This window comes from Lysinibacillus sp. G4S2 (assembly GCF_030348505.1).
Lineage (GTDB): Bacteria > Bacillota > Bacilli > Bacillales_A > Planococcaceae > Lysinibacillus.
Window position 1 is genome coordinate 3,524,095 of sequence record NZ_JAUCFJ010000002.1, and the last position, 24,033, is coordinate 3,548,127.

At 36.4% G+C, this 24,033-nt stretch carries 29 protein-coding genes, 1 riboswitch and 1 other annotated feature; of the genes, 5 read left to right on the plus strand and 24 right to left on the minus strand.

Annotation, left to right across the window (positions count from 1 at the left end):
* Positions 1-2: 2 nt before the first annotated feature.
* The 16 genes from QUF91_RS18045 to QUF91_RS18120 all read right to left on the minus strand — a co-directional run bounded on the left by QUF91_RS18045 (position 3) and on the right by QUF91_RS18120 (position 12,469).
* Positions 3-701, minus strand: coding sequence for an ABC transporter permease (locus QUF91_RS18045; protein ID WP_289418930.1), 699 nt, complete (start codon positions 699-701; stop codon positions 3-5).
* On the minus strand, positions 694-1,431 hold the full coding sequence (locus QUF91_RS18050) for an ABC transporter ATP-binding protein (protein ID WP_289418931.1): 738 nt from the start codon (positions 1,429-1,431) through the stop codon (positions 694-696). Before QUF91_RS18050 ends, QUF91_RS18045 begins: the two co-directional genes overlap by 8 nt.
* Complete coding sequence (locus QUF91_RS18055; RefSeq protein ID WP_289418933.1) at positions 1,424-2,083, minus strand: TetR/AcrR family transcriptional regulator; 660 nt, start codon at positions 2,081-2,083, stop codon at positions 1,424-1,426. The genes QUF91_RS18050 and QUF91_RS18055 overlap by 8 nt, the downstream gene beginning before the upstream one ends.
* Positions 2,084-2,593: 510 nt before the next feature.
* Positions 2,594-4,057 (minus strand): aminomethyl-transferring glycine dehydrogenase subunit GcvPB, encoded by a 1,464-nt coding sequence (gene gcvPB, locus QUF91_RS18060; protein ID WP_289418934.1) that lies wholly within the window; start codon positions 4,055-4,057, stop codon positions 2,594-2,596.
* Complete coding sequence (gcvPA, locus tag QUF91_RS18065; RefSeq protein WP_289418935.1) at positions 4,050-5,396, minus strand: aminomethyl-transferring glycine dehydrogenase subunit GcvPA; 1,347 nt, start codon at positions 5,394-5,396, stop codon at positions 4,050-4,052. The genes gcvPB and gcvPA overlap by 8 nt, the downstream gene beginning before the upstream one ends.
* A 25-nt stretch (positions 5,397-5,421) precedes the next feature.
* The gene (gene gcvT / locus QUF91_RS18070; RefSeq protein WP_289418936.1) at positions 5,422-6,525 is read right to left on the minus strand and encodes a glycine cleavage system aminomethyltransferase GcvT; all 1,104 of its coding nucleotides are present in this window, start codon (positions 6,523-6,525) and stop codon (positions 5,422-5,424) included.
* 277 nt (positions 6,526-6,802) lie between these two features.
* Positions 6,803-6,895: riboswitch (glycine riboswitch) on the minus strand.
* A 143-nt stretch (positions 6,896-7,038) separates the two neighbouring features.
* Complete coding sequence (locus tag QUF91_RS18075; RefSeq protein WP_289418937.1) at positions 7,039-7,554, minus strand: shikimate kinase; 516 nt, start codon at positions 7,552-7,554, stop codon at positions 7,039-7,041.
* A 19-nt stretch (positions 7,555-7,573) separates the two neighbouring features.
* On the minus strand, positions 7,574-7,774 hold the full coding sequence (locus QUF91_RS18080) for a hypothetical protein (RefSeq protein WP_285398066.1): 201 nt from the start codon (positions 7,772-7,774) through the stop codon (positions 7,574-7,576).
* A complete protein-coding gene (comGF, locus tag QUF91_RS18085) occupies positions 7,752-8,177 on the minus strand; it encodes a competence type IV pilus minor pilin ComGF (RefSeq protein ID WP_289418939.1) in 426 nt (141 codons plus the stop codon). Before comGF ends, QUF91_RS18080 begins: the two co-directional genes overlap by 23 nt.
* A complete protein-coding gene (locus QUF91_RS18090) occupies positions 8,170-8,487 on the minus strand; it encodes a hypothetical protein (RefSeq protein ID WP_285398064.1) in 318 nt (105 codons plus the stop codon). The genes comGF and QUF91_RS18090 overlap by 8 nt, the downstream gene beginning before the upstream one ends.
* Complete coding sequence (gene comGD, locus QUF91_RS18095) at positions 8,480-8,920, minus strand: competence type IV pilus minor pilin ComGD (RefSeq protein ID WP_285398063.1); 441 nt, start codon at positions 8,918-8,920, stop codon at positions 8,480-8,482. The genes QUF91_RS18090 and comGD overlap by 8 nt, the downstream gene beginning before the upstream one ends.
* Positions 8,920-9,258 carry a competence type IV pilus major pilin ComGC gene (comGC, locus tag QUF91_RS18100; protein WP_285398062.1) on the minus strand — a complete coding sequence of 113 codons (339 nt, stop codon included), beginning with the start codon at positions 9,256-9,258 and terminating at the stop codon, positions 8,920-8,922. The genes comGD and comGC overlap by 1 nt, the downstream gene beginning before the upstream one ends.
* Before the next feature lie 10 nt (positions 9,259-9,268).
* Complete coding sequence (gene comGB, locus QUF91_RS18105; RefSeq protein ID WP_289418941.1) at positions 9,269-10,345, minus strand: competence type IV pilus assembly protein ComGB; 1,077 nt, start codon at positions 10,343-10,345, stop codon at positions 9,269-9,271.
* Entirely contained in the window at positions 10,323-11,342 is a 1,020-nt protein-coding gene (gene comGA, locus QUF91_RS18110; protein ID WP_285398060.1) for a competence type IV pilus ATPase ComGA, read from the minus strand. Before comGA ends, comGB begins: the two co-directional genes overlap by 23 nt.
* 259 nt (positions 11,343-11,601) lie before the next feature.
* Positions 11,602-11,772: a hypothetical protein gene (locus tag QUF91_RS18115; protein ID WP_289418944.1), complete on the minus strand. Its 171-nt coding sequence runs from the start codon at positions 11,770-11,772 to the stop codon at positions 11,602-11,604.
* Between the two features lie 94 nt (positions 11,773-11,866).
* Positions 11,867-12,469: a hypothetical protein gene (locus QUF91_RS18120; protein ID WP_289418946.1), complete on the minus strand. Its 603-nt coding sequence runs from the start codon at positions 12,467-12,469 to the stop codon at positions 11,867-11,869.
* A gap of 404 nt (positions 12,470-12,873) precedes the next feature.
* On the opposite strand from QUF91_RS18120, the gene QUF91_RS18125 reads away from it, so the two are divergent.
* Both QUF91_RS18125 and QUF91_RS18130 read left to right on the plus strand, forming a co-directional pair.
* Positions 12,874-13,584 (plus strand): helix-turn-helix transcriptional regulator, encoded by a 711-nt coding sequence (locus QUF91_RS18125; protein WP_289418947.1) that lies wholly within the window; start codon positions 12,874-12,876, stop codon positions 13,582-13,584.
* A 118-nt stretch (positions 13,585-13,702) separates the two neighbouring features.
* Positions 13,703-13,945 (plus strand): DUF2626 family protein, encoded by a 243-nt coding sequence (locus QUF91_RS18130; RefSeq protein WP_024361272.1) that lies wholly within the window; start codon positions 13,703-13,705, stop codon positions 13,943-13,945.
* A gap of 184 nt (positions 13,946-14,129) precedes the next feature.
* Here QUF91_RS18130 and QUF91_RS18135 read toward each other — a convergent pair whose 3' ends face one another.
* Positions 14,130-14,774, minus strand: a complete 645-nt coding sequence (locus QUF91_RS18135; RefSeq protein ID WP_285398056.1) for an MBL fold metallo-hydrolase — start codon at positions 14,772-14,774, stop codon at positions 14,130-14,132.
* A gap of 169 nt (positions 14,775-14,943) precedes the next feature.
* Between QUF91_RS18135 and QUF91_RS18140 the strand changes: the two genes are divergently transcribed.
* A complete protein-coding gene (locus QUF91_RS18140) occupies positions 14,944-15,120 on the plus strand; it encodes a DUF2759 domain-containing protein (protein WP_285398055.1) in 177 nt (58 codons plus the stop codon).
* A 982-nt stretch (positions 15,121-16,102) separates the two neighbouring features.
* On the opposite strand, the gene QUF91_RS18145 is transcribed toward QUF91_RS18140, so the two are convergent.
* From QUF91_RS18145 to rpmG, 4 genes are all read right to left on the minus strand, one after another.
* The gene (locus QUF91_RS18145; RefSeq protein WP_289418950.1) at positions 16,103-17,998 is read right to left on the minus strand and encodes an LTA synthase family protein; all 1,896 of its coding nucleotides are present in this window, start codon (positions 17,996-17,998) and stop codon (positions 16,103-16,105) included.
* Between the two features lie 281 nt (positions 17,999-18,279).
* Positions 18,280-18,489, minus strand: coding sequence for a YqgQ family protein (locus QUF91_RS18150; RefSeq protein ID WP_068983531.1), 210 nt, complete (start codon positions 18,487-18,489; stop codon positions 18,280-18,282).
* Between the two features lies 1 nt (position 18,490).
* On the minus strand, positions 18,491-19,075 hold the full coding sequence (locus QUF91_RS18155; RefSeq protein ID WP_289418953.1) for a 5-formyltetrahydrofolate cyclo-ligase: 585 nt from the start codon (positions 19,073-19,075) through the stop codon (positions 18,491-18,493).
* A gap of 89 nt (positions 19,076-19,164) precedes the next feature.
* Complete coding sequence (gene rpmG / locus QUF91_RS18160) at positions 19,165-19,314, minus strand: 50S ribosomal protein L33 (RefSeq protein WP_008408521.1); 150 nt, start codon at positions 19,312-19,314, stop codon at positions 19,165-19,167.
* A gap of 151 nt (positions 19,315-19,465) precedes the next feature.
* Between rpmG and QUF91_RS18165 the strand changes: the two genes are divergently transcribed.
* Both QUF91_RS18165 and QUF91_RS18170 read left to right on the plus strand, forming a co-directional pair.
* Positions 19,466-19,915, plus strand: coding sequence for a hypothetical protein (locus tag QUF91_RS18165; protein ID WP_353957854.1), 450 nt, complete (start codon positions 19,466-19,468; stop codon positions 19,913-19,915).
* A gap of 3 nt (positions 19,916-19,918) precedes the next feature.
* A complete protein-coding gene (locus QUF91_RS18170) occupies positions 19,919-20,407 on the plus strand; it encodes a hypothetical protein (protein WP_289418956.1) in 489 nt (162 codons plus the stop codon).
* Between the two features lie 259 nt (positions 20,408-20,666).
* Here QUF91_RS18170 and QUF91_RS18175 read toward each other — a convergent pair whose 3' ends face one another.
* The 3 genes from QUF91_RS18175 to QUF91_RS18185 all read right to left on the minus strand — a co-directional run bounded on the left by QUF91_RS18175 (position 20,667) and on the right by QUF91_RS18185 (position 24,032).
* Positions 20,667-21,239, minus strand: a complete 573-nt coding sequence (locus QUF91_RS18175; RefSeq protein WP_289418957.1) for an anthranilate synthase component II — start codon at positions 21,237-21,239, stop codon at positions 20,667-20,669.
* Positions 21,236-22,621, minus strand: a complete 1,386-nt coding sequence (gene trpE, locus QUF91_RS18180) for an anthranilate synthase component I (RefSeq protein WP_289418958.1) — start codon at positions 22,619-22,621, stop codon at positions 21,236-21,238. The genes QUF91_RS18175 and trpE overlap by 4 nt, the downstream gene beginning before the upstream one ends.
* A 58-nt stretch (positions 22,622-22,679) precedes the next feature.
* Positions 22,680-22,922 (minus strand) — a binding site (T-box leader).
* 39 nt (positions 22,923-22,961) lie between these two features.
* Positions 22,962-24,032: a mechanosensitive ion channel family protein gene (locus QUF91_RS18185; protein ID WP_289418959.1), complete on the minus strand. Its 1,071-nt coding sequence runs from the start codon at positions 24,030-24,032 to the stop codon at positions 22,962-22,964.
* Position 24,033 lies beyond the last annotated feature (1 nt).

The window sequence follows — 24,033 nt, forward strand, 5'->3', positions numbered from 1 at the left end:
AATCATTCCACTTCGATTCTATTAATTTTCCCCATCAAATTCATTGTGGCAATGATTCCTGCAGCTGTAGAAATCGCTAATAAAATCAGGCTTAAAGTACTTTTCTCAAAACTTCCGATAACAGCATTTCCAAAGAGAGCACATAACAAAAGAGCTGACACAATGGTACTAGGAACTGATTTATTGATAAAACCTATTCTCATGGCAATTAAGGAAATCCCATTCATACCTATAGACAAAATAATGATTGTTTTAATGACTGAAAACAGTAATTCTGAAGATAGCGTATCATTAACAATTGGTGAGAAAGTTTCAGTAATACTAAAAATAACGATTGGAGGAATATTACTGATAATCATTGAAGCAGTTGAAAACACAACAACTACCGCGATTTTAGAAAGTAATATTTTTTTTCGATTGACTGGATAAGAAAATAAAAGTATCATCTTTTTCCCTTTATATTCTTCTATTACAAACCGTGAAAACATAGTTGCAGAGAGGATGGAAAAAAAAAACATACTCATAATACTAGTGAACAAAAAGATATTCGAATATTTTTGAAAATCCGGCTCATTTTCTACTTGTGCTACAACAGCTACAAAATAGATAAATCCAATAAGAAACAGACATCCAATCATACTGATCTTCATGTAAGTATTAAGATTATTTCGTCTTAGCTCCAGTTTCATTAATTTATACAATTTTGACACCCCTATTCGTCATTTCAAAGTAGAATTCCTCTATTCCACTAGGATACTGCCTTTTGATATCGGACAACGTTGCTTCTCCTTTAACAACTCCGTCAACAATGATGCTCACTGTATCAGCAATTTGCTCAATTTCACTGAGAATATGACTGGAAATCAGAATGGTCATTCCATAATCCTCTACAAGATCCAAAAACAATTTTCTCATATCGCGAATCCCAGAAGGATCTAGTCCGTTTATCGGTTCATCTAATATCAGTAATTTGGGTTGATGGACTAACGCTCTTGCAATTCCTAATCGTTGTCGCATGCCTAATGAAAACTTTGAGACTGGCTGTGAACCTGTGTTAGCAAGCCCTACCTTTTCTAATGCTTTAGAAATATCAACCTCTTCTCTGTTCAAATAAGCAAGATGCAGACTTAAATTTTCTTCTGCTGAAAGATGTTCATAAAAAATAGGCACTTCGATAATACTACCGATGTTTCTTAAAATTTTATCCCTATTGACAGTAACATCCATACCAAGCACTTCTACTTTTCCTGCTGACGGTGTAAGTAAACCCGTTAAAATTTTAAAAATGGTTGTTTTACCCGCCCCATTCGCTCCTAAAAAACCATAAATAGATCCTTGTCGAACAGTCATATTGCATCCTTTTATTACTTCTACATTAGAAAGCACTTTTACCAGATTTTCTGTTTTTACTACAACATCATTGTTATTCATTTTGAATGTATCCTCCAATATCAGAATAATGATCAGATATTTTTTTAATCAGTTGATCACTGACAATATCCGCCCCCAATCCCTTCATCATCTGTTGTAAAAATCTTAAACGATTAACTGTATCATCATGTTTTCGTTCAAATAGAATAGGGTTAATCCAAATATTTACTAACAGCATAAAAATCTCTGCACATTCAGTTGGATATTCCGTATTGATTGACCCATCCTCTTTTCCCTCTAACATGATTTTCGCAATATTAGGTGCATCCTTATTAACACCATTTTTAATTCCCGTTAAGACAAATTGAGGATTTTTAATCTGCTCGCTCAAGAAACTGTCTATGGAATGTGCTTTAGGATCTGCTACAATGTGTTCTAAAATCTTTGCAAGTTTTTCTCTTGAATTGGCTGCTTGAGTATTATTAATCAAGTCGTCTAACATTTGTGCAGCATAACTAAATTGTTGCTCCATCACTGCAAGTAATATTTCTTCTTTTGATCTGAAGTGATGATAAATCGCTCCCTTCGACATACCTAACTCGTCAATAATATCTTGTATACTCGTCTTTTCATAACCTTTTTCTTTAAAGAGTATTGTTGACACCGATAGTATTTGTTCTAAAGTTTGTTCTGGATATTTATTTCTTGCCATTTTCTTCCTCCTCTTTAATACCAACCGTTGGTATCTATAACACATAATACACAACAATTTTTTCCTTGTCAATATAAGGTAATAGTCCAAATTTTAATAAAAAGGTGAACAGTTACTTCCCTTTAACAAATTTATTAGCTGATTGCAAGTTATCATGAGGATGATGTGGCAGACCGTTTAACCTTGCTTCTCAACCGTCGTTAGGGGCAAATCAGCCATTACTTGATAGAGGCATCATTTTCACACAATCATAAGCACTAATTTTGATTTACATTCTTCACATACCAATACATTTGTGTAAAAAATATATTCAGTAGAATTTATGATATTTTTTAAAGTTAAATAGATATTAAAAATAGATTAAAGTATGATTTCTCTTAGTCATTAACTGCTGTTCAATAAACACCTATTTATAATATAAAAACGGATTCTACTCTTCTTTTATTTAAGATAATAAAAAAGGCGTCCAACAAGTATGAAAAATACTCATTGGACACCTTATACAATTAATTATGCTTTTTGGTAGCGAAGCACTGGTGTACGAGCAGCACGTGTTTCGTCTAGGCGAGATACGACTGTTGTATGTGGTGCTTCTTGAACGATTGATGGATTTTCTTCTGCTTCTTTTGCAATTTGAATCATCACATCGCAGAATGCATCTAAAGTTTCTTTTGATTCTGTTTCTGTTGGTTCAATCATTAACGCCTCTTCCACATTTAATGGGAAGTAAGTTGTTGGTGGATGGTAGCCAAAGTCCAACAGACGTTTCGCAATATCTAAAGTACGAACGCCAAGTTTCTTTTGACGACGTCCTGATAATACAAATTCATGTTTACAATGACGGTTGTATGGTAGATCATAGAATGCCTCTAAGCGACGCATCATATAGTTTGCGTTTAGTACTGCGTATTCTGTAACAGCTTTTAAGCCATCTGGACCCATTGTACGGATATAAGTGTATGCACGTACGTTAATACCAAAGTTACCATAGTAAGGTTTAACACGTCCGATTGATTGTGGACGTTCGTAATCGAAGTGATATGTTCCTTCTTCTGTTCTTACTAAAACTGGTTTTGGAAGGAATGGAATTAAATCAGCTTTCACTCCTACTGGACCTGAACCCGGGCCACCGCCACCGTGAGGACCTGTAAATGTTTTGTGTAAATTTAAGTGTACGCAGTCAAAGCCCATATCACCAGGACGTGCTTTACTCATAACTGCGTTTAAGTTTGCGCCGTCATAGTATACTTTACCGCCAACAGAGTGAATTAGCTCTGCCATTTCGATAATGTTTTCTTCAAATAGACCAAGTGTATTTGGATTTGTCAGCATCAATGCCGCTGTATCAGATCCAACTACTTTGCGTAAATCCTCAATATCTACTAAACCATCTTCATCTGATTTAACAGTGATAGTTTCAAAGCCTGCAACTGTTGCCGATGCTGGGTTTGTACCGTGAGCAGAGTCAGGGACAATAACTTTATTACGGTGACCTTCACCATTTGCTTCGTGGAATGCGCGGATCATCATTAATGCTGTCCATTCACCATGTGCACCTGCTGCAGGTTGTAATGTCACTTCATCCATACCTGTAATTTCAACTAATGAAGTTTGTAGATCATAAAGAAGCTCCATCGCACCTTGAGTTGTTGATTCATCCTGTAATGGGTGAACATTAGCAAAGCCTGAAATTCGGGCAACAGCCTCGTTAATTTTTGGATTATATTTCATCGTACAAGAGCCAAGAGGGTAGAAACCTGAGTCTACACCGTGGTTTCGACGAGAAAGTGCTGTATAGTGGCGCATAATATCAAGCTCAGAAACCTCTGGTAATTCCGCCTCTTCAGCACGTACTAAGTTCGCAGGAAGTAAATCTGCAAGGTCAACCTCTGGTACATCAAGTGCTTCTAAGCTATAGCCTACGCGACCTTCTTTGGAAATTTCAAAAATGAGTGATTGATTTTCGTTATTCATTAAGAGCCCCCATTTCTGCAACAAGTGCATCAATTTCTTCCTTCGTGCGTAATTCTGTTACTGCGATTAGCACGTGATTTTTAAGAGATTCATATGTTTGACCTAATGGGTAACCACCGATGATACCTTTTTCAATTAGGCCTTTATTGATTTCTTTCACACATTTATTTGTTTTCACAACGATTTCGTTAAAGTGTGCACCTTGGAATGCTACTGTAAAGCCTGCCGCTTCAAAAGCATTTTTAGCATAGCGAGTTTTCGCAATATTTTGCGTAGCCATTTCACGAACGCCTTGTTTACCTAGAGCAGTCATTGCAACAGAAGCTGCAAGTGCAAGAAGTGCTTGGTTAGAACAAATATTAGACGTTGCTTTATCACGACGGATATGCTGTTCACGTGCTTGTAATGTTAAAACATAACCACGACGACCTTCTCCGTCCACTGTTTCACCAACAAGACGGCCTGGAACTTTACGCATAAGCTTAGTTGTTACAGCAAAGAAACCACAGTGTGGACCACCAAATGCCTCAGAAATACCGAAGACTTGTGCGTCACCTACACAAATATCAGCACCTAGCTTACCAGGTGGTGTTAAAATTCCTAGTGCAAGTGGGTTTGAAGATACGACAAATAAACTTTTTGCCTCATGTGCAATATCACCCATTACTTGTAAGTCCTCTACCTGACCAAAGAAGTTAGGGTATTGTGCAATAACAGCTGCCGTATTATCATCGATTAGTTCTTTTAATGCTTCTACATCTGTCACACCATCTTTATGTGGAACAGTAACAATTTCAATTGATTGTCCGTATGCATATGTAGCAACGACATCGCGATACTCAGGATGAACCGCTTCAGATACTAAAATTTTCTTACGGCGTGTATGGCCAGCTGCAAGCATACCTGCCTCAGCTAACGCTGTTCCCCCATCATACATAGAAGAGTTTGCAAGATCCATACCTGTAAGCTCTGCAATCATCGTTTGGAATTCAAAAATTGCTTGTAATTCCCCTTGAGAAATTTCTGGTTGATACGGAGTGTATGCTGTGTAAAACTCTGAACGTGAAATAACATGGTCCACGATAATTGGTTTATAGTGGTTGTATACGCCAGCGCCTAAAAACGATACGTTAGCATTTGTATCTTTATTTTTCGCAGCAAGTGCTGATAATTCTTTTAATAAAGCTGATTCAGATTTTGCTTCTTTAATATCATACAGGCCTTTAAAACGTACTTTTTCTGGAATATCCCCAAATAACTCATCAACTGAAGATACACCAATTACGTCTAACATTTCTTGTTTATCTTGCTCCGTCATTGGTAAATAACGATGTTTCATAAATGTAGCTCCCTCTTTTCACCTATTATTTTGAACGCTTGTAAAACGGTGTTTCAACTGTTACTACCTTTAATTGCTTACCGCGAATTTCGATTTCCAACTCAGTTCCGATAGTTGCGAATTGGCTGTCAATTAATGCGTTACCAACATTACGTTTAGAGGAAGGAAGCTGAGTACCTGTTGTCACTTCACCGATTTCCTTACCATCCTTAAACACTTTATAGCCATGTCGAGGAATACCTTTATCGATCATTTCAATGCCCACAATTTTACGTGACAACCCAGTTTCTTTTTGTGCCACTAATGCCTCATGACCATTAAAGTCTTCTTTATTTAATTTCACAGCAAAGCCAATACCCGCCTCAAGAGGTGAAATTGTCGCTGATAGCTCTTGCCCGTATAATGGCAGACCTGCTTCAAAACGAAGTGTATCGCGGCAACCTAAACCTGCTGGCACAACACCTTTGTCTTTTCCAGCTTCTAAGATTTTATCCCATAAAGCTTTAATATCTTCTGGGGAGCCGTATAATTCAAAACCATCTTCTCCTGTGTAACCACTACGAGAGACTAATGCTTTATGACCAGCAACTTCAACATCTGCTTGGAAACGGAAGTATTTAATGGCACTTACATCAGTAGCTGTTAATGATTGAAGAACTTCTTCTGCTAATGGACCTTGAAGGGCAATTTGTGCATAAGCATCTGATTGGTTGTCGATCGTCACGTCATATTGATGTTGATTTTCCATCATCCAATCATAATCTTTTTCAATATTTGACGCATTTACACAAAGTAAATAATGATTATCTGCTAATTTATACGTTAATAAATCATCGACAACACCACCATCTTCATAGCACATTGCATTATATTGCGCTTGACCAACTGCAATTTTCGAAATGTCATTTGTCAAAAGATTTTGTAAAAAATTTAGAGAATCAGGGCCAGTTACTAAAATTTCACCCATATGTGATACATCAAATAAACCTGCACGATTACGTACTGCATCATGTTCTTCTTTAATAGAAGAGAATTGTACTGGTAATTCCCATCCACCGAAGTCAATTGTTTTACCACCATACTTTGCGTATTCGTCAAATAGAGGTGTACGTTTTAATTCGTTCGCCATTCTTTTTGCCCCCTTATTGTTAGTTACATTTTTACTAGTAGTAGTTCGTCTGTTCTTCTTATATTAGTACAGTTCATGTTTCACTTACTTGTTCATCCAAATAAATAAGAGGAAATTAGGCAAAACATTCTGACATAAAAAAAGACAGACGAACCCCTTTTCGGGATTCTCTGTCCTTGCACCTGAAAGTTACACCAGACTGGCTCGCATTGTTACAATGCCAATCAGCCGGCTTTCCCCTTTGGTGGCTGTTGTATTACAGCTCTCTCCAGAGTTGCGTCTTGTACGAGTCCTTTTACCTGAGAGATTCATAACACTTTGCTACTTGCTCCTTCGGTGACGTCTACACGTGCTCTCCCCGCACAATCATCCGCCCAAGATAATCTTGGTACTATTTAGTATTCAATGAACATTAAGTTACTTATTTGTCTATATCCTAACATTAATTGCATTGAAAAGGCAAACATTTTTTATTTTATAATGAAACACGAACGTTAAAATCATCAATACACATTATCGTTCGCCTTTTAACCTTTTAACTTGGAATACTAAATACTCAAGAATTTGGCGGATTGTTCTACCTTCAGTTAACACTTGTATATGTCCTGCCTCACGATAGAACTTTCTTCTGTAATGATACAGATTCTCAAGCTCCTCTTTTGTTGAACTTTGTACAATCGGTCTGTTTGGGTCATGCTGTATTCGTTTGTAAATATCTTCGAATGTCGCATCTAAAAAAAACACGAGTCCGCTGCGTCTCATTATTTTTCGATTTTCAACATTGACCGCAACTCCACCACCTGTTGAAATAATACAAGCTTCATCTCGGAAATTTTTCAAAAATTCTGTTTCTATTTCTCGAAAACGTGCTTCGCCGTATTTTTCAAAAATCTGTGGAATGGTCATGCCCTGCTGTCTCACTATTTCATGATCCATATCATAATATGGCATCTTTAGTAAATAGCTTAAACGTCTTCCTAACGCACTTTTCCCGCAGCCCATAAAGCCAACTAAATATATTTTTCGCATTCGAATCACCTTCTTATAACTACGATTCTACACTGTCTGACAAAATTTGTCCTAATAAATTTATCGTAGCTCGAACATTCATCTTTTCTAGCCCTTCATATGTTCGAAACTGAATTTCATAAGACGCACAATACGTAAGAACAAAAGTAGTTACAAAAAATAATAATGCAATTGCGATTAAAAAAATAGCCCCTCTGTCATTTTTCAATAACCGGTACATAGAAGGTTCGCTCCTTTTGGATACCACTTGGAAGTTCAACAGTTACTGTTAACATATTTTTTTCATATTTGAACTGGCATTTATTAATACCAATTAGCAGTGGCACATGACCACCCTTCACTTGATCGCGAATAATATTACTATAACAATCAATATTATGAGTTGCATCTGCTGCTTGGAAGGTTATTCTCTTTTGATCTTTTCGAATCGTGAATGATGAAATATCCTCTAAATACATATTCAAATCATAAACAAATAGCTCCCACTTCGATTGTTCATCGGATAGTACCGTTACTTTCATTTCTGCGAACCATAACATAATGAAAACAACAAGATGTGCAATAAGCATAAAAACAACTAATTGAAACAATGCTTCTAATAATGTATAACCCCGCTCATTCATCGACTTCACCTGTCTGCTGGATACATTTTTTACGTAATTCTCTTGTATTTTGAAAGCTTACACATACCCCTTGTCCATCAAAAGCCCAAGTAAATTCTACATTTTCAATTATTTTAGAGCCTTCCGCTTGCTGTAAATAGTAATATTGCTTTAAACCTTCATAAGCCGTTTCAGCTGCGATGACCTCTAGCTTCTTGTTATAAAGCGTTGTTTTCATCGTGTAGCTAATTGGTATTAACGTCGTGCATAATAACATGACAATGACCACTGATAAAATCGTTTCTACAAATGAATAACCAGATTCATTCAACTCTTGATCTCCCTCGCCCTAACGTAATCACAACCTTTTTAATGCCCTGAGGTGTATTAAAATAAATAGTCCCTGGAGTCATGACGGTCCCATAGTAGTTATAGATAATCGTGTGAACCGAATTTGATTCAGGTATGAATTCTACCCCTTTCGGAAAAGGTCGTTCATATAATTCGGTATAAAAATCTTTTTTAATGATATATCTTTTGGATGAACTTTCAAACTTCATCGAAATATATTCCCTTTGATGCATACTATAAGTTTGTATATATTGAATATCTAATTGAATTTGCGTGAAAAATCGCTCAAGCTCCCTAGTTTCCGCTGCTTTTAACGAATACTTAACGACAATCACTGACAAACACATAACGATAAACAATACAATGATCATTTCAACAAACGTATAGCCACGCTCACTTTTTATAACATCCATCAGCTACCAGAACCTACTTCAGAAGATGGCTTTGCCAATCGTACCTCTCCATCATTCGTTATCTCGATCACTTTTTTATTTGGACAGGTCGTTTCATTCTTCTTCAAATAGCCTTTTTCTACTAATTCCCCAATTGTTGGATATGCCATAAAATCTACTCGATACGCCTCTACTTGCCCCTGCACCATGCTAATATACGCTTTACAGCCCTTCTCATCAATTGTGGCAAAATGTTTCGTAACGTTTGGAATTGTGATTAAAATTAATATTGAAATAATAAGCAGAACGATTAACATTTCGATCAATGTAAAGCCAGCTTGCTGCTTTAGACGTTTCATTATTATCCTCCTATACTAGTTCAATCATTTGATATATTGGTAATAATAAACTTACATACGCGGCAACTATACACACTGCAATAATAATAAAGAAGGTTGGCTGCACAAACGCAAGGATTTTATGCAATAGTTGCTCCTGCTTTTCTGTCAGTAATTCGCTATACAGTACTAGCTCTTTCCCTAAATAGCCACTTTGCTCCCCATGTTCAACAAATACGGAGAAATCCTTCTGCCAAACTTCCATCAAATTTACAGCTCGTGTGAGCGTATCACCAAAAACAACACGCTCCTTTATACATCGGGCCAAATGTTGAAGAAATGGTTGAAGTCGCTGCTCCTCTAAAATTTGTAGACTTGCCTGTAAAGAAAATCCACTTTGTAACAAACTTCCTAAATACGCAGCAAATTGTCTCGTTAAAGATATTCGTATATACATCCGAATAAATGGAGTTTTTAAGATGATTTTTAGCCGCTGAGCAATTGGTTGTCGTTTGAGATACAGCTGAAAAATCAAAATGCTACAAATTACGGCTATCCCTACAACAAATAGAGCGTCGGGAAAATGCAATAATAGCTTTGACAAAGCAATACTACTTGTTTCCTCTTTGCCGGTAGTTCGACTTGTCACCATTTTTTCTATATTAGGAAAAAATACGGTGCGAAATACTAAAAACAACAGCAACAAAAATAGAAAGAGTACCACTGGATATAAGAGTAGCTTCATTAACTTTTTCTTCGTCGCCTCACTCAAAGCCATTTGCTTAGCCACACCTTTTAACGTTTCGATCATATGCCCATTGTTTTCTGCAACTGTAATAGCCACTAAATACTGCTTTGAAATGTGCAAAGTTTCAAGAATTCCTGAAACACCGACTCCCTGCCTCAGCTTTTCATTGATTAGCTTTTGTATTTCTTCATGTGCTTCAATATGATGGGGTAATAGAATTGAAATAGCTTGCGGGAATAAATAACCTTCCTGCATTAGCACGCTTAATCGGCTAAAAAAATGGGCTTGCTCCCTAACTCGCCAAATTGTCGCCTTTTTGTAATCAAGACGAATTCTCTCAATCAATTTTCGTATTCGCATAGTTCGGACTCTCTATTAATTCTCTTTGACCTGAAAGTGTTAACTCATGTGGTAGCTCATAGCTAGTTTTTTGCGTAATTGCCTTTAAGGCCATTTGAAGATGCACATCGCTTAATATTTCAAATAATGCACGGCGTTCTTCTTTGATTATTGGCGATTGGAAAAGAGTTTGAGCAACAATACCTACAACTGTTTGACGAAGTTCTTCCACTGAAACGCCTAAGTCAATGAATCGATAAAGGCAATTGACTGAATCCTTGGCATGAATCGTCGTGACCACTAAATGACCTGTTAACGATGCCTCGATTGCGATTTTTGCCGTCTCTTTATCACGTATTTCTCCAATCATAATAACGTCAGGTGAGTGGCGCAAAATAGCCTTTAAGCCTGTAGAATATGTAACTCCTGCTCGTTCGTTCACCTGAATCTGAAGAAGATTAGCCTGATTATTTTCGACAGGGTCCTCTAATGAAATGACGTGTCTATTTAACTCTGAAGAACAATAATGGATCAGAGAATACAAAGATGTTGACTTACCAGATCCGGTTGCACCTGTGAAACATAATAGCCCTTGTCGATGTTTCACTAGTTCCATCAACATGTCTGCTGCATACTTAGAGTAAGATAGGGAAGTAAGTGGGAAAGCATGATTTTGTAAAAGCAGTCGAATAATTAGACTTTCTTTTAAAAATACTGAGGGAAGTGTAGAGACACGGAAGGCATATTGATCTTCTTCCATAGCTTTTTGGAAAGAGCCGCTTTGGGGTTTTCGCCGCTCGCTTATATCTAATGCCGCTAAAAATTTATAATAGGAAATCATTCGTTCCGCAAGATCGTACGGTAACTCACCTGCTTGGAGTAGCTTATCATATTTTCGAAAATAAATACGATATCGTACTCTTTCTGGAACTAACAATAAATCTGATGCACCGAAATGATATGCTTTTAGTAAAAGTTGCTCACATTTTTGTTCGACAATTGTTTCAAAATTCTGCATATTCGCACCCCTATTCTAGTTCATTCGAATATGACCGCTCTATTCGTTATCCCTAGTATAGATACGAATTTGCCACAAGAAAAGCCCTTTTCTTAAAATAAAAATTTACTATCAAATTTCCTTTCAAATATGTTTTTTACGATAAAACTGTGAATAACGCACAAATTTTCACTAAAGATGAACATAGTCATATGAATGATGAATGCACAAGACCTCATCACCATAACGTGTGGTTGATTTCCGTTCCTACTAGGGCGTTTTATAGCTGTCGCTTTGCTTTCGCTACAGAAAACATTTGGTGTTGGTGTTGCTGTCGCTTCGCTTTCGCACAGAGCAAAGCTTCCTGGGGAGGCGTCCGATGAGCCACTGATTCCCAAGGAGTCGCCCTGCTGGAACGAAGATCGACTAATATACATGGAAAATGTTTCAATAAATGTCATCCACCATTTTTGATGATGAGCTAAAATTTTGTTTAAGTTAGAAAATTAAATAAGACTAAGTCCTTCATCTTTAAGTTCTTAGACCTATTTTTCTCTTAAATATAAACCCTCAGTTGAACTGATTGTATCGATAAGTTTTCTATATTTCTCATCTTGAACAAATACAGAAACAATTAATTCATTTACCCATGCAATAATCTTTAATTCTGGTAAATAAATTATAGTTTGCTCGTACCCTCTTAGACTTAATTTTAAGTAATTACTTAATTCTTTCGGGGATATAATTTGAATAAAAGGATGGTCTTTCATTTTTAAAAGATAATCTTTTTCTTCATTTGTGAAGAAATCTGGTATCTCTCTTTCTGAAAAGTAATAAGAACTTTGTACCAACAAAGAGCTATAACACGATAAGATAGTTAAAGTATTTATAAATTTTTTTTCAACTTCAAAAAATTCTTTTGGTGTTTGTTTATTTTGACTAAAACAAACGTCCAGAGGAGCAAACCATTCCATCGATTTACTAATAATCATGGGAAAACGATCTATTATTAGAAAATTTTCTGGGTACTTAGTGTAAATCTCTTCTTCTTTTTCAAGATACCCAGTAAGATCGAAATTAATGGAAAGATTAAATGAATCAATCATATTTTTAATAATCTTATTTTGATTGGAAAATTTTTCACTCATCTAAATAGTCACTCCCTTTAATAAGCTTATTATATTTTCTACAACATCGTACATTTTTCTGGAACTAAAAATCATCTGATACACTGAAATGATGGGCTTTTAGTAAAAGTTTCTGTACTTATTTCAAGATTCCGAATATTCACACCCCTCTTCTAGTCCATTCGAATATTACCGAGCTATTCGTTTTTTCCTAGTACACGATACGAATTTGCCACAAGAAAAGCCCTTTTCTTAAAATAAAAATTTACTATCAAATATGTTTTTTACGATAAAACTGTGAATAACGTGCAAATTTTCACTAAAGAACTGTATCTTTTTCAATAATACAATATAATAGAATTAACATGTTTTTCCTAACACTGGTAGAGCAGATATTATTTAAAAAATTTATAGAGGTGATACAAATGATCCATCCATTAAAAATTACGAGTACATTAGCCGATGAAACTAGATACTCTATTTATGAGTACATCCTGAAAGAGAAGAAAACTGTAACAGTCCAAAATATCGCTGATGAATTCGGCATACATCCAAACGTTGCACGTCTACACTTAACAAAGCTCTCAGAAATTAATATTATAACAGCTGATTTTGCCAAGACAGGAAAAGGTGGCCGACCTGGTCGTGTATATAAGGCCTCAGATAAAGGCGTATCATTATCGTTCCCAAGACGTGATGAGGATCGACTACTAAAATGGACAATTCAATTAATTCAAGAATTTGGACCATCTGCATTAGAAAAAGGCAAGGAAATTAGCTACCAAGATGGTTATCAGCAAATGAGGAATTATGTAAATGCTGAGTTATCTTTAAATAATACTCTTTCCTTCGACCAAAAACTTCAGCTATTAACTGACAATGCAGCATTAATTGGCTATATTCCGCAAGTAACGCAAACAGAGCAAGGTAAAAAGGTGACATTCTCCATTTTTAATTGTCCGTTCCAGGAGCAACTTGCTACTCATTCAGAAATTGTTTGTTCTTTACATGAATCCTATTTAAAGGGACAGTTAGATGCGTTATTTTCTAACAATGAATTTATACATATTGAAAGCATGATACATAATTGCGATTTATGTAAATATGAAATAAACGTGACAGAAATTGATAGCTAATTTAAAAATCCATTTGTTTGTCACAAAGAAGCAGAAGTTCCAGTTTACAGATACCTTTCATATCATTTATAATGAGTAAGAGATTATTGTGTCGTGGGCAAAAGGAGGGGAAATCTTCATGGATAATATGTATAAAGTTATGGCATTCTGGACAGGTATTTTTGCAGTCATGTTCTACCTTGGTGGTATGAACGAGGTATCGCTATTATTCGTAGGTAATACAGGTTTATTCTTATTATTAGGCTTCTTAAACCTTTCAGAGCGTATGTACATGTACATTTTCGGAGCCTATTTAACTGTATTCTTCGCTGGCTTCACGTACTATACAACATTCATTCACGTACCTGGCGGCGGTCATTAATACAAAGAAATCGCGTGTCTCATCGAATGTGAGACACGCTTTTTTTATGAAATACATAGTAAAATCCCCCTTTGCAATGAAATAGGATAGAAGTTGATTTATTCTATCTATCCTACAAAATGCTAGGGGGATTTTTGTATGTTATGAAGTTACTTTACCCATACCGATCATTTCAATCTATTGCTTAAAAACCATTTAAAAAAGGATTCGTCTCCATTTCTGCACCGACCGTTGTATAATTACCATGGCCAGGGTAGATAATCGTATCCTCAGGTAGTGTCAATAACTTATCATGAATCGATGTCAGTAATATTTTTGTTGAGCCTCCAAGTAAATCTGTACGTCCAACACCTTGCTCAAATAGCGTATCCCCAACAATAGCAAAGCCATCATTTTCAAATATATATGAAATACTACCTGGTGAATGTCCCGGCGTAAAAATAGCTTTAAAACTAAAATTACTTATTTCAAATAACTGTTCTTCTTTAATAATATTTTCTTCAGCAGGGGCAGCGACTATATAATCTGGTAATGCTGCGTATTTGCTAGAGCCATTTTTTGTTGGATCTCCTAACCAGCTAACTTCTTTTTCATGAATCCATACCGGAACATTAAAAGCTTCACGGACAGCATCTACGGCACCGATATGATCGAAATGTGCATGTGTTAAAAAAATAGCTAATGGTTTTAGACCGTTACTCCGTATAGTCTTGATGATTCGATCTGCTTCTTCTCCTGGATCAAATATTATGCATTCCTTATTTTTATTCGATACGATATAACAATTCGTTTGAATTGGTCCAAGCGAATAACTTCGTACGTTCATCATTGTCATCACCTCAATTTCATATTATACAGCCTTTGCCACAATTTGACGATAAATGTTCATAGTTTACGCTATTTTAGTTCTCGACAAAAACAGGTAGAACGTTTACAATTAAGGAGGAATATTGTTTACGACATTCATTTTCTGATGTCGAAAGGAGTGTCTTTTTTTAATGAACTTATTAATGGTTATTTTTGGTCTAGTGGCGATTTTAGCAGCAGTTGGTACATTCCAAGCAATTAAAGAAAAGAACCTTTTAAGCGTTGTTTTCAACTTATTAAGTGCGGTAATATTCGGTTGGTTCGTAATTATGACAGTTATTAATAGCGGGTACCCACCAACACACTAAAATTTAGACAGAAACAAGAGCAGTCTCAATTATGAGACTGCTCTTTTTCTGTCGTTTTTAGCTCTATTTCTCCTATCTACTAACTGAACGCTCATCTCTTCCACGTGGGCTGTTTATTTGCCTTCCTGAGCGCTTAGAATTTAGATTTGATATTAAACCCTCTATAACATGAAAATATTTCCACATGGCTCCTGTTTAAGTGTAAAATGAGGCTTTAAAATATTTGTCGAGGTATTCATAAGCTAGCGTGATGGATTGTAACCTCGAACCGACCGATTGAACATGTTGCCCACTCCAACATTTGATATAGAATCGAGTAGGAGGGAGTGATTAACTCCCTACCTCTCACACCACCGTACTTACGGATCCGTATACGGCGGTTCCATGAAGTCTGACGAACAGCGATTTTGTATCTCCCTATTCGTTATGCTTTTCGGTCTCTCCTTGCCACTTGTATTCTCAGCCCTCTTAATGTCTCCCATGGGATTCACCATTTCTTCCACTAAATAAGTCCATCTTTGGATTGTCTGCTTCATCGAATAAGTGAAATTTGAGTTTATTCCACACTCCTTCATGGTTCGGTCCTTCCCATGTAAACGGTACTATGACCTCTGCTGACTTCTGATGGTTCAGCTACCTATCGCTAAGTAGGTTACAAAGTGTACTTTGCATTTCCATCAGACCTCCCCGGGTAAGCGCATGCACTTTCACACCATCTATCCGCCTCATTTACTCGATATGACCTTCGACAGAAAGGACTTTGTTTTGTTATGCAAACTCATCCAATCATACCTAGCCTTCTATGAGATTCGTGTTCCTCGGACCGGTGTTTTGCCTCCAGCTTCCTTCAGATTCCGCGTCGCCACGGACACCCTTGCTTCTTGGCTAACCTCTACTTCTGTCTTCGGGGTTCGGGACTTGCACCCTATAGCCGGGCGCACATCAAAAAAGAGATCTCATGTCCAATGAGATCTCTTTTTTATTATTTGACAGATTCTTGCTTCAAGTTACCTGTCTTTTCATCATAGAAGCGAAGCAAATCGCCGTTAATGATAGCATCAGAATTTTCTAGTTCTGTCGTAGCCCGATCAGCGTATGGCTGACATGGCTTGCCATCAATTTCTTCACCAGTAGCTTTGTCATAGCAAGCTTCACCAGCATAAACATATTTATCTGTTACAAAACGACCGTCACGGAAAATAACGAAATCTTCATGCTCTGGTGAGAATAAGTCAGCACCAAGTTGCATATCTTTTGAAGTTTCAATGCCAAGAAGGTGTAGAATTGTTGGACGTAAATCCATTTGTCCAGACACTTCTGTCATTTCTTTACCATCACCAGCTCCTGGGATGTGGATGAATAAAGGTACTTCTTGTAGCAGTGCATTATCAAATGGTGTAATGCTTTCTTTTCCTAAATATTGAGCCATCGCTTTGTTGTGGTTTTCTGAAATACCATAATGGTCACCATACATTACGATAATTGAGTTATCATAAACTCCTTGATCCTTTAAGTTTTGGAAGAAGTCTTTTAGTGCTTCATCCATATAACGAACGGTTTGGAAGTAACGGTTTAATGTACCTGAGTTTGAAGTGTATTCAGGAATCATTACGTCTTCTGGATCCAACGTAAATGGATAGTGGTTCGTTAATGTAATTAGTCGAGAATAAAATGGCTGTGGCATATCTTTCATTAATGCCGCAGATTGCTCTAAGAATGGAATATCTTTCATACCCCAGTTAACAGCTTCGCCTTCGTTAACTTTATATGAATCTACATCATAGTATTTATCAACTTTTAATGATTGATACATCATGTCACGATTCCAGAATGATTTATTATTCGGGTGCATGACATTAGTAAAGTAACCATTTTCTCCAAGGCGCTCAGCCATTGAGTTATACGTATTTCCACCGTGTGTGAAGAATACCGCACCACGGCCTAAACCGAACAACGAGTTTTCTACAATAAACTCTGAGTCAGAAGTTTTCCCTAACCCAGTTTGGTGATAGAAGTTGCTGAAATAAAACGTATCTTTATCTTTTGTTAACGAGTTTAAGAATGGTGTAATTTCATGACCATCCATCTGGTTATTAATTACAAAGTTTTGTAAAGACTCCATTGAAACAACAATTAGGTTACGATCTTTGTATTTCCCAAACATTTCAGGGTTAACCGCTGCTTGATTAGATCGAATAGAGTTGTTCACTTCTACTAATTCACTGCCATCCGCTAATGCACGTTGAGCAGAAGATTTAGATTGAATATAGATGTCATACAAATGGTAGTTATAAGTCCCAATGTTTTTCACAAGTAATTCACGGTCAAAGCTACGTGTTAATAATTGCGGACGCTCTATTTCCGCTAATCCTAAGTTTAAGAAAGTCATAGCAACCGCCAATACGAAGTACGCGCGGCGGAATTCCACATTGACTTTCACAGCTGTTTTCATTCTAGGCGCATATTTATTAGCTAAAATTAGAATAAATACGTCGATGAAATATAATACATCCCAAGGGTTTACAATCGCCGATATAGAAGTTCCTAAATCACTAAAGTTACTTGTTTGGAATAATACCGGTAGCGTAATAAAGTCGTTGTAGAAACGATAGAACGCCACATTTCCGTATAAGACAATTGATAAAATAACACTGACTGTAATAATATAACGATTTTTACCTTTTGGAGATTTAAAGAATAACGCTAAACCATAAGCAAATAGCAAGAAACTTAATGGATTAATAAACAAAATAAATTGTTGCATCGCATTTTCGATTTTCATCTCAAAGCTTGTGTGATAAACAATGACCGTTTTTATCCAAGTTGCTACAATTGCTAGTATCATAAATGAATGTTTAGGCCACTTTATTGATTTCATTCCTAACATCCTCCCTACTTTCTAACACGAAAAAATAATAATTTTTAATAATTGTTACTGAAACAAAATATATCTTAATCTTTTTTTAACAGTTACGCAACAGATATATTTTGGGATACCTTTTCACATTGCTCGTCTATGCGCTCGATACTTATATATACGTCTTTGTTTGTAAAAAGTTTCACAAAATCATAAAAACAGTGGAAAACCACTGTTTCTTACAATATTACATACATGTTACATTATTTTTACAATACCCCAATTGAATTATATTTAAAACATTATTGATTGTTTTCTTTCATACGAAGTTTTGTCGTTTCTTGCCGAATTAGTAATAATGCCATTTGGTAATCTTTAATATCTAGGACATTCGCTTTATACAACTCACGAATTTCATCCTCCATTAACATCAAATCACCAATAGGATCTCGTGTATAAATAAATGTGCCATATGTTTTTAATAATTCATAAATATCTAACATCTTGTCCATTTTAATTCGCTCCTCGTTGTGTTACACAGTCAATACGTTTTGTAGGTGTCACAATGATATCTACTGGGCAATCGTGTACATCTGTAGGTACTTGTTCATATAGCTGCTCATCAAATAACAGCGATATGAGCTTACCTTTTCTGTAGTTTATTACATAGCGATCATAATAACCACCACCATAGCCTACTCGATAACCGAACATATCAAAAACAACACCTGGAACAAGTATGACATCCATTTCATTTGCGTCAATAAACTCACTTTTTTCTGGAATTGGCTCACGCAAATGCATATAAACAGTTTCAAGCTGGTCAAACGATTCAATGGCGTAAAATGACATTTCTCTTGTTTTTGGGTTGCATTTAGGTATAGCGACTTTTTTACCAAGCTGCCACAGTTCTTCAATTAAATGAATTGTGTCGACTTCTGGCTTATTGGAAATGGTAATGCCAATTGTATTTGCTTCTATTATATATGGTTCCTGTAGCACTTTTTTCACTACAGTAATAGATCGATCATGGTAAGCTTCTTCACTCATTTTAGTAAGAACTTCCCTTACCTCATTCCGTATAGTTGTTTTATCCATGCTAAGCTACCTCCTAATCAATTTCGACTTGGCGTAATTGATAAAATGTAGAAAGCCAAAACCACTTGTGGTTTTGGCTTAATGAGCAATTACTTAGTTTCACGGTGAAGAGTGTATTTCTTCTCGCGAGAGCAATATTTTTTAAGTTCAAGACGCTCTGGATTGTTACGCTTGTTCTTTTTAGAAATGTAGTTACGTTCGCCGCAATCTGTGCAAGCTAAAGTAATGTTTACGCGCATCATTAACCCTCCCACTCTATATCAAGAATTTAAATTTTGAGCATGATTTATACGACTTACCTATTATAACACAAACTAAAAAAAAATCCAGCTTCATTTCATATTAAGTTTGCATATGGTAAAATACCTTATAATTACATAACTTAATGAGGTGAAACTATTGGATTTATCCATAATACTTATGATTGTTGGAATTCTTCTAATCATCGTGTCGTTCTTTTTCAAAAATAGCGCGAAAAAAGTCGAACAAGATGTAGAAGAGTTATCCATCTCTATTTTTCAAGAAACAAATAATTTAAAACGTCGTCTAAAAATTGTTGAGGAAGAACTATTATTAGAGCCTGAATTCCAGGTTAAATCAAATTCAGCTCCAAATAAGATGCAAAATCCAAAGGTTCAACAAGTGATGCAGGCTGTTCAACAAGCTGCTCAAGCATCAAAAGCTGAACAAGGATTACCACAAACAAAACCTATTCATCAAATTATCGTAAGTCAGGTGCTTGAATTAAATAAGCAAGGTCTTTCTGTAGCCGATATAAGTATTCGCTCAAATTTAACAGAAGAGCAAGTGCGACAAGTGATTGCAAATGGAGGTCGGTAGTACATGAATAAATCCTCTATCCGTGCATTTGGCATTGCACTTTTTCTTGTCGGAGCTATGCTAGCTTTAGCAACTCGTTTTGATCTCAATATTGGTCTACCAACTAAAGCTTCCTCAAGTGAGGATAATGTAGAGGAGCTACAAAAAAAGCTCGAACAGGCAAATAAAGAAATTGCATTGCTAAAGAAACAAGTTACGCAATCTCAAAAGGAAAGCCCTAAGAAGACTGAAGCAAAGACGAAAGACAATCATGAATCGGCAGATACCCCAGCTGATGTTACCACTATGACACTTCAAATTTACAGTGGTATTACACCATATATTGTAGCGCAAAAGCTTGAAGATGGTGGCATTATTGACAATAGTGTTGAAATGGAAATTTTACTTGCTAACCCTAAATACGCTCGAAGCTTACAAATTGGTTCCTATGAAATCAATTCCTCGATGCCTTTAGAGGAAATTGCAAAATTGATTACAGGGAAAAAGAAATAACATGATTTCTTATTGAAAGAATAAATAGGGTGTGTTGATTAACCATTTTTATCCATGCAAAGAGGCTGATTTCCGCTACGGGCTACTCGCTTTGTTGCAGCTGCCACTCCGCTTTCGCGCAGATAAAACATTTGTCGCTGACGCTTCGCTTTCGCGCAGGTAAAACATTTGTCGCTGACGCTCTATTCTTCATAAAAAAACGGCTGTCACCCAAAAATCACAACTGCTGATTTTTGGGTGACAGCCTATTTTGTTTCGTTTATGAAATTTGTTCTAAGAAGGTTTGCATCATTATACCGCCCTCTTTCGTCCCAATGGATTCTGGATGAAATTGTAACCCCAAAAGTGGATAATCCTTATGTTGAATTGCCATAATCTCACCATCATCACTGGAGGTTGCTAAAATAGTGAAATCCTCATGTAACGTGCTTTGCTCAATGATGAGAGAATGATAGCGCATTACTTCGATTTTACCTTCTAGCTGAGCAAATAAACCTGTTTTTTCGTATTGAATCGTAGATAATTTTCCATGCATAATATTTTTGGCTTGAACGATGCTACTGCCAAATGCTTGCCCGATCGATTGGTGTCCAAGACAGATGCCCAAAATCGGAAATTCCGTATAAAGCTCTTTGACAACATCCACCGTTATCCCTGCATCAGTTGGCGTACCTGGACCAGGCGATAAAATAATAGCTGCTGGTTGCATTTTCTTAATTTCTTCTATTGTAATTTTGTCATTACGCACTACTTCTACGTCTTTTCCAAGCATACTTATTTGTTGAAATAAATTATATGTGAATGAATCATAGTTATCGATTAGTAAAATCATTTTTTTACCTCCAATAGCGCGCGAGCTTTATTGAGTGTTTCCTCGTATTCAGACAATGGCACAGAATCGTACACAATACCAGCCCCTGCCTGCACATGAGCACGATCATCTTTAATGATCATTGTGCGAATGGCTAGAGCTAAATCCATATCCCCGGTAGTGGAAATATAGCCAACTGCGCCTGCATAGACCCCACGTTTTACGGGCTCTAACTCATTAATTAGCTGCATAGCGCGAATTTTCGGCGCACCTGATACTGTACCAGCAGGTAAGCAAACTCGAAGAACATCCAAAACATGTACATCATCGCGTAATTCGCCGATAACCTCTGATACAATATGCATAACATGTTTATAGCGCTCAATATTCATATATTTCACAAGCTTCACTGTACCAATTTTGGCAATTCGCCCAAGATCGTTACGACCTAAATCCACTAACATACGATGTTCAGCAATTTCTTTTTCATCATTTAGTAAGCCTTCCGCAATCGTTTTATCCTGCTCCACTGTTTTGCCTCTAGGTTTTGTTCCTGCGATTGGATTTGTCGTTACCTTTCTCTCCTTCACCTTCACGAGACTTTCAGGAGACGTTCCTAAAACGGTATACGGGCCAAAATCCATATAGAACATATATGGTGACGGATTTGATGTACGCAACTGACGATATAAATCGAAAGGATTACCTGTAAATGGTGAGGTGAAACGTTGTGATAAAACAATTTGGAAAATATCACCCTTACAAATATACTGTTTAGCTCGTTCAACCATTGCTACAAAATTTTCTTTTTCAATCAGTGGCTTGAAATTAAGCTCTCCAAGTGTCATGACATCAAATGTTTTCCCAGCATAAAGCTGCTCTTCCATCGTAGAAATAGCCAACTCCATTGCTTCAAGAGAGCGCCCTTCATGAAATAAATCAATTGCCGCTAATGTCACTTCTTGCTTTAAATGATCAAAAACAATAAATGTATCATAGAAAAAAACATGTACATCTGGCATTTCTAAATCATCCTGCAAGAATTCTCCTATTTTCTCTGCATAAAATGCAGTTTCGTATCCAAAAAAACCAATCGCTCCTCCAAAAAAGGCGAAAGGATATTGTGCCTCATGGAATGGCATTACCTGCTTTAATTTAGTGAGTACATTTCCACTCGCTTTTTCGCTTTCTCCGCCTTTGGTAAAGGAATAACCATCCTTATCTCCAATCAATTCTGCAACTGGATTAACGGCGATAAACGAGTAACGCCCACTTTCTTCATGTTTCGCGGACGACTCAAAAAGCATTTTCCGCTTCCCTTCAAGTGATTGATAAACGGAAATCGGCGTCATCATATCACCCTGTAATACCTTCATAGCAAACTTTCTAAGCTCAACTGTCATATTCTTTCTCTCCTTTTCTATGCTCTGCTCTTCTACACTAAAAAAGGCTTTTCCATCACAAAAGGACGGAAAAGCCGTGGTGCCACCTTCATTGGTCTTAAGAATTATGCCCGGGCATAATTGCGTCGCAAGGCGTTAAAAGACCTACTCTATACCCTATAACGTAGGCAAACGCTAATCCATACTTTATTCAGGATTAGAGCTCCGAAGTCCATTCACCATTCATTTGTACTAGTTTCCACCAGCCACTAGCTCTCTACAACAAATAATAATAGCTACTACTCTTCATCAAAGCTGATTACTCATTATCATTTTAAAACAAAGAAACTAACAATTCAAATTATTTTTTCTGACGAAGCCATTCATCTTCTGCTGGGTCAGCTAGCTCAATATTTTGTTCCTCAAATATTTGTCGAATAGCAAATAAAATATCCTGTCGCGTACTTAGCATCACGGCCGTATCATTTGTTGCTACAAAGAAACGTATAAGAACGCGATAAGAAGTAGGATAAAATTCATCTATAAATACATGAATCAATTCTTTTTCTGTATTTGTATGCAAATAAATTTCCTTTTGGATAGCACTTAAAGCATTTCGTAATTTTTCTTCTTTATTTTCAGCAGCTACATATAAAAATTGTTCACATTTTCGTTTTTCTCGTCTAGATAAATTATAGATTGGCCGATTGACTAAATATGAGTTCGGGACATAAACAAGCCCTTTATCACCCGTTTGAATTAAGGTACTTCGAAGATTAATATCTTCAATGGTTCCATCTATTTTTTGATCTTCTGTCGCTATCCAGTCGCCAATTTTAAACGGGTTGTCTAATGCGACTGACATACCACCAAAAACATGGGCTAAAGTATCTCGAATACCAAAGGCAATCGCTACACCAGTTAAACCAATCCCTGTTAAAAAGCCATTCAAATTAAAATTCCAGAAAGAAGCAATCGTAAACATCGCTGCTATCATAATAAGCACTTTGCCTATACGAAGAAAAAACGGTAACAGGACATTCGGCTCTTCTTCACTATTCAATGGTAGTGGCTGCTTCGTATAAAAATGTAAAACATCATATACACCTTTAAATGCAAAAAACACAATAATGGACAATACAAAATTCTTAGTCACTGCATTTGTAAATAAATTTTCTTCCAATAATATAGTTAAGCTGAGTACAATAACAGCTGACATAAATGCATAGCGAATCGCTTTATTGAATTGTTCTAGCACCGTTGCCTGAAAGTCTTGCTGACGATTTCTTAAAAATGTAACAATACGATTAATAATTCCCTTTATAACCAGTTGCTGAAAAAGCCAACCTACGACGCAAATAACGATGGCGATAATAACGTCCATCCACGTTGGGGCTGTAATATTCGGTAATAACCATTTCATTGAATCCATA

Excerpts from the sequence above, each read along its gene's own strand:
- gcvT (WP_289418936.1), bottom strand. The coding sequence starts at position 6,525 with ATGGCGAACGAATTAAAACGTACACCTCTATTTGACGAATACGCAAAG.
- QUF91_RS18120 (WP_289418946.1), bottom strand. The coding sequence starts at position 12,469 with ATGAGTGAAAAATTTTCCAATCAAAATAAGATTATTAAAAATATGATT.
- QUF91_RS18080 (WP_285398066.1), bottom strand. The coding sequence starts at position 7,774 with ATGTACCGGTTATTGAAAAATGACAGAGGGGCTATTTTTTTAATCGCA.
- gcvPB (WP_289418934.1), bottom strand. The coding sequence starts at position 4,057 with ATGAATAACGAAAATCAATCACTCATTTTTGAAATTTCCAAAGAAGGT.
- QUF91_RS18175 (WP_289418957.1), bottom strand. The coding sequence starts at position 21,239 with ATGATTTTACTAATCGATAACTATGATTCATTCACATATAATTTATTT.
- comGA (WP_285398060.1), bottom strand. The coding sequence starts at position 11,342 with ATGCAGAATTTTGAAACAATTGTCGAACAAAAATGTGAGCAACTTTTA.
- gcvPA (WP_289418935.1), bottom strand. The coding sequence starts at position 5,396 with ATGAAACATCGTTATTTACCAATGACGGAGCAAGATAAACAAGAAATG.
- QUF91_RS18155 (WP_289418953.1), bottom strand. The coding sequence starts at position 19,075 with ATGGATAAAACAACTATACGGAATGAGGTAAGGGAAGTTCTTACTAAA.
- comGC (WP_285398062.1), bottom strand. The coding sequence starts at position 9,258 with ATGAAACGTCTAAAGCAGCAAGCTGGCTTTACATTGATCGAAATGTTA.
- QUF91_RS18145 (WP_289418950.1), bottom strand. The coding sequence starts at position 17,998 with ATGAAATCAATAAAGTGGCCTAAACATTCATTTATGATACTAGCAATT.
- rpmG (WP_008408521.1), bottom strand. The coding sequence starts at position 19,314 with ATGCGCGTAAACATTACTTTAGCTTGCACAGATTGCGGCGAACGTAAC.
- QUF91_RS18140 (WP_285398055.1), top strand. The coding sequence starts at position 14,944 with ATGAACTTATTAATGGTTATTTTTGGTCTAGTGGCGATTTTAGCAGCA.
- comGD (WP_285398063.1), bottom strand. The coding sequence starts at position 8,920 with ATGGATGTTATAAAAAGTGAGCGTGGCTATACGTTTGTTGAAATGATC.
- QUF91_RS18050 (WP_289418931.1), bottom strand. The coding sequence starts at position 1,431 with ATGAATAACAATGATGTTGTAGTAAAAACAGAAAATCTGGTAAAAGTG.
- QUF91_RS18130 (WP_024361272.1), top strand. The coding sequence starts at position 13,703 with ATGGATAATATGTATAAAGTTATGGCATTCTGGACAGGTATTTTTGCA.
- QUF91_RS18125 (WP_289418947.1), top strand. The coding sequence starts at position 12,874 with ATGATCCATCCATTAAAAATTACGAGTACATTAGCCGATGAAACTAGA.
- QUF91_RS18075 (WP_289418937.1), bottom strand. The coding sequence starts at position 7,554 with ATGCGAAAAATATATTTAGTTGGCTTTATGGGCTGCGGGAAAAGTGCG.
- comGF (WP_289418939.1), bottom strand. The coding sequence starts at position 8,177 with ATGAATGAGCGGGGTTATACATTATTAGAAGCATTGTTTCAATTAGTT.
- trpE (WP_289418958.1), bottom strand. The coding sequence starts at position 22,621 with ATGACAGTTGAGCTTAGAAAGTTTGCTATGAAGGTATTACAGGGTGAT.
- comGB (WP_289418941.1), bottom strand. The coding sequence starts at position 10,345 with ATGCGAATACGAAAATTGATTGAGAGAATTCGTCTTGATTACAAAAAG.
- QUF91_RS18185 (WP_289418959.1), bottom strand. The coding sequence starts at position 24,032 with ATGGATTCAATGAAATGGTTATTACCGAATATTACAGCCCCAACGTGG.
- QUF91_RS18170 (WP_289418956.1), top strand. The coding sequence starts at position 19,919 with ATGAATAAATCCTCTATCCGTGCATTTGGCATTGCACTTTTTCTTGTC.
- QUF91_RS18055 (WP_289418933.1), bottom strand. The coding sequence starts at position 2,083 with ATGGCAAGAAATAAATATCCAGAACAAACTTTAGAACAAATACTATCG.
- QUF91_RS18150 (WP_068983531.1), bottom strand. The coding sequence starts at position 18,489 with ATGGACAAGATGTTAGATATTTATGAATTATTAAAAACATATGGCACA.
- QUF91_RS18135 (WP_285398056.1), bottom strand. The coding sequence starts at position 14,774 with ATGATGAACGTACGAAGTTATTCGCTTGGACCAATTCAAACGAATTGT.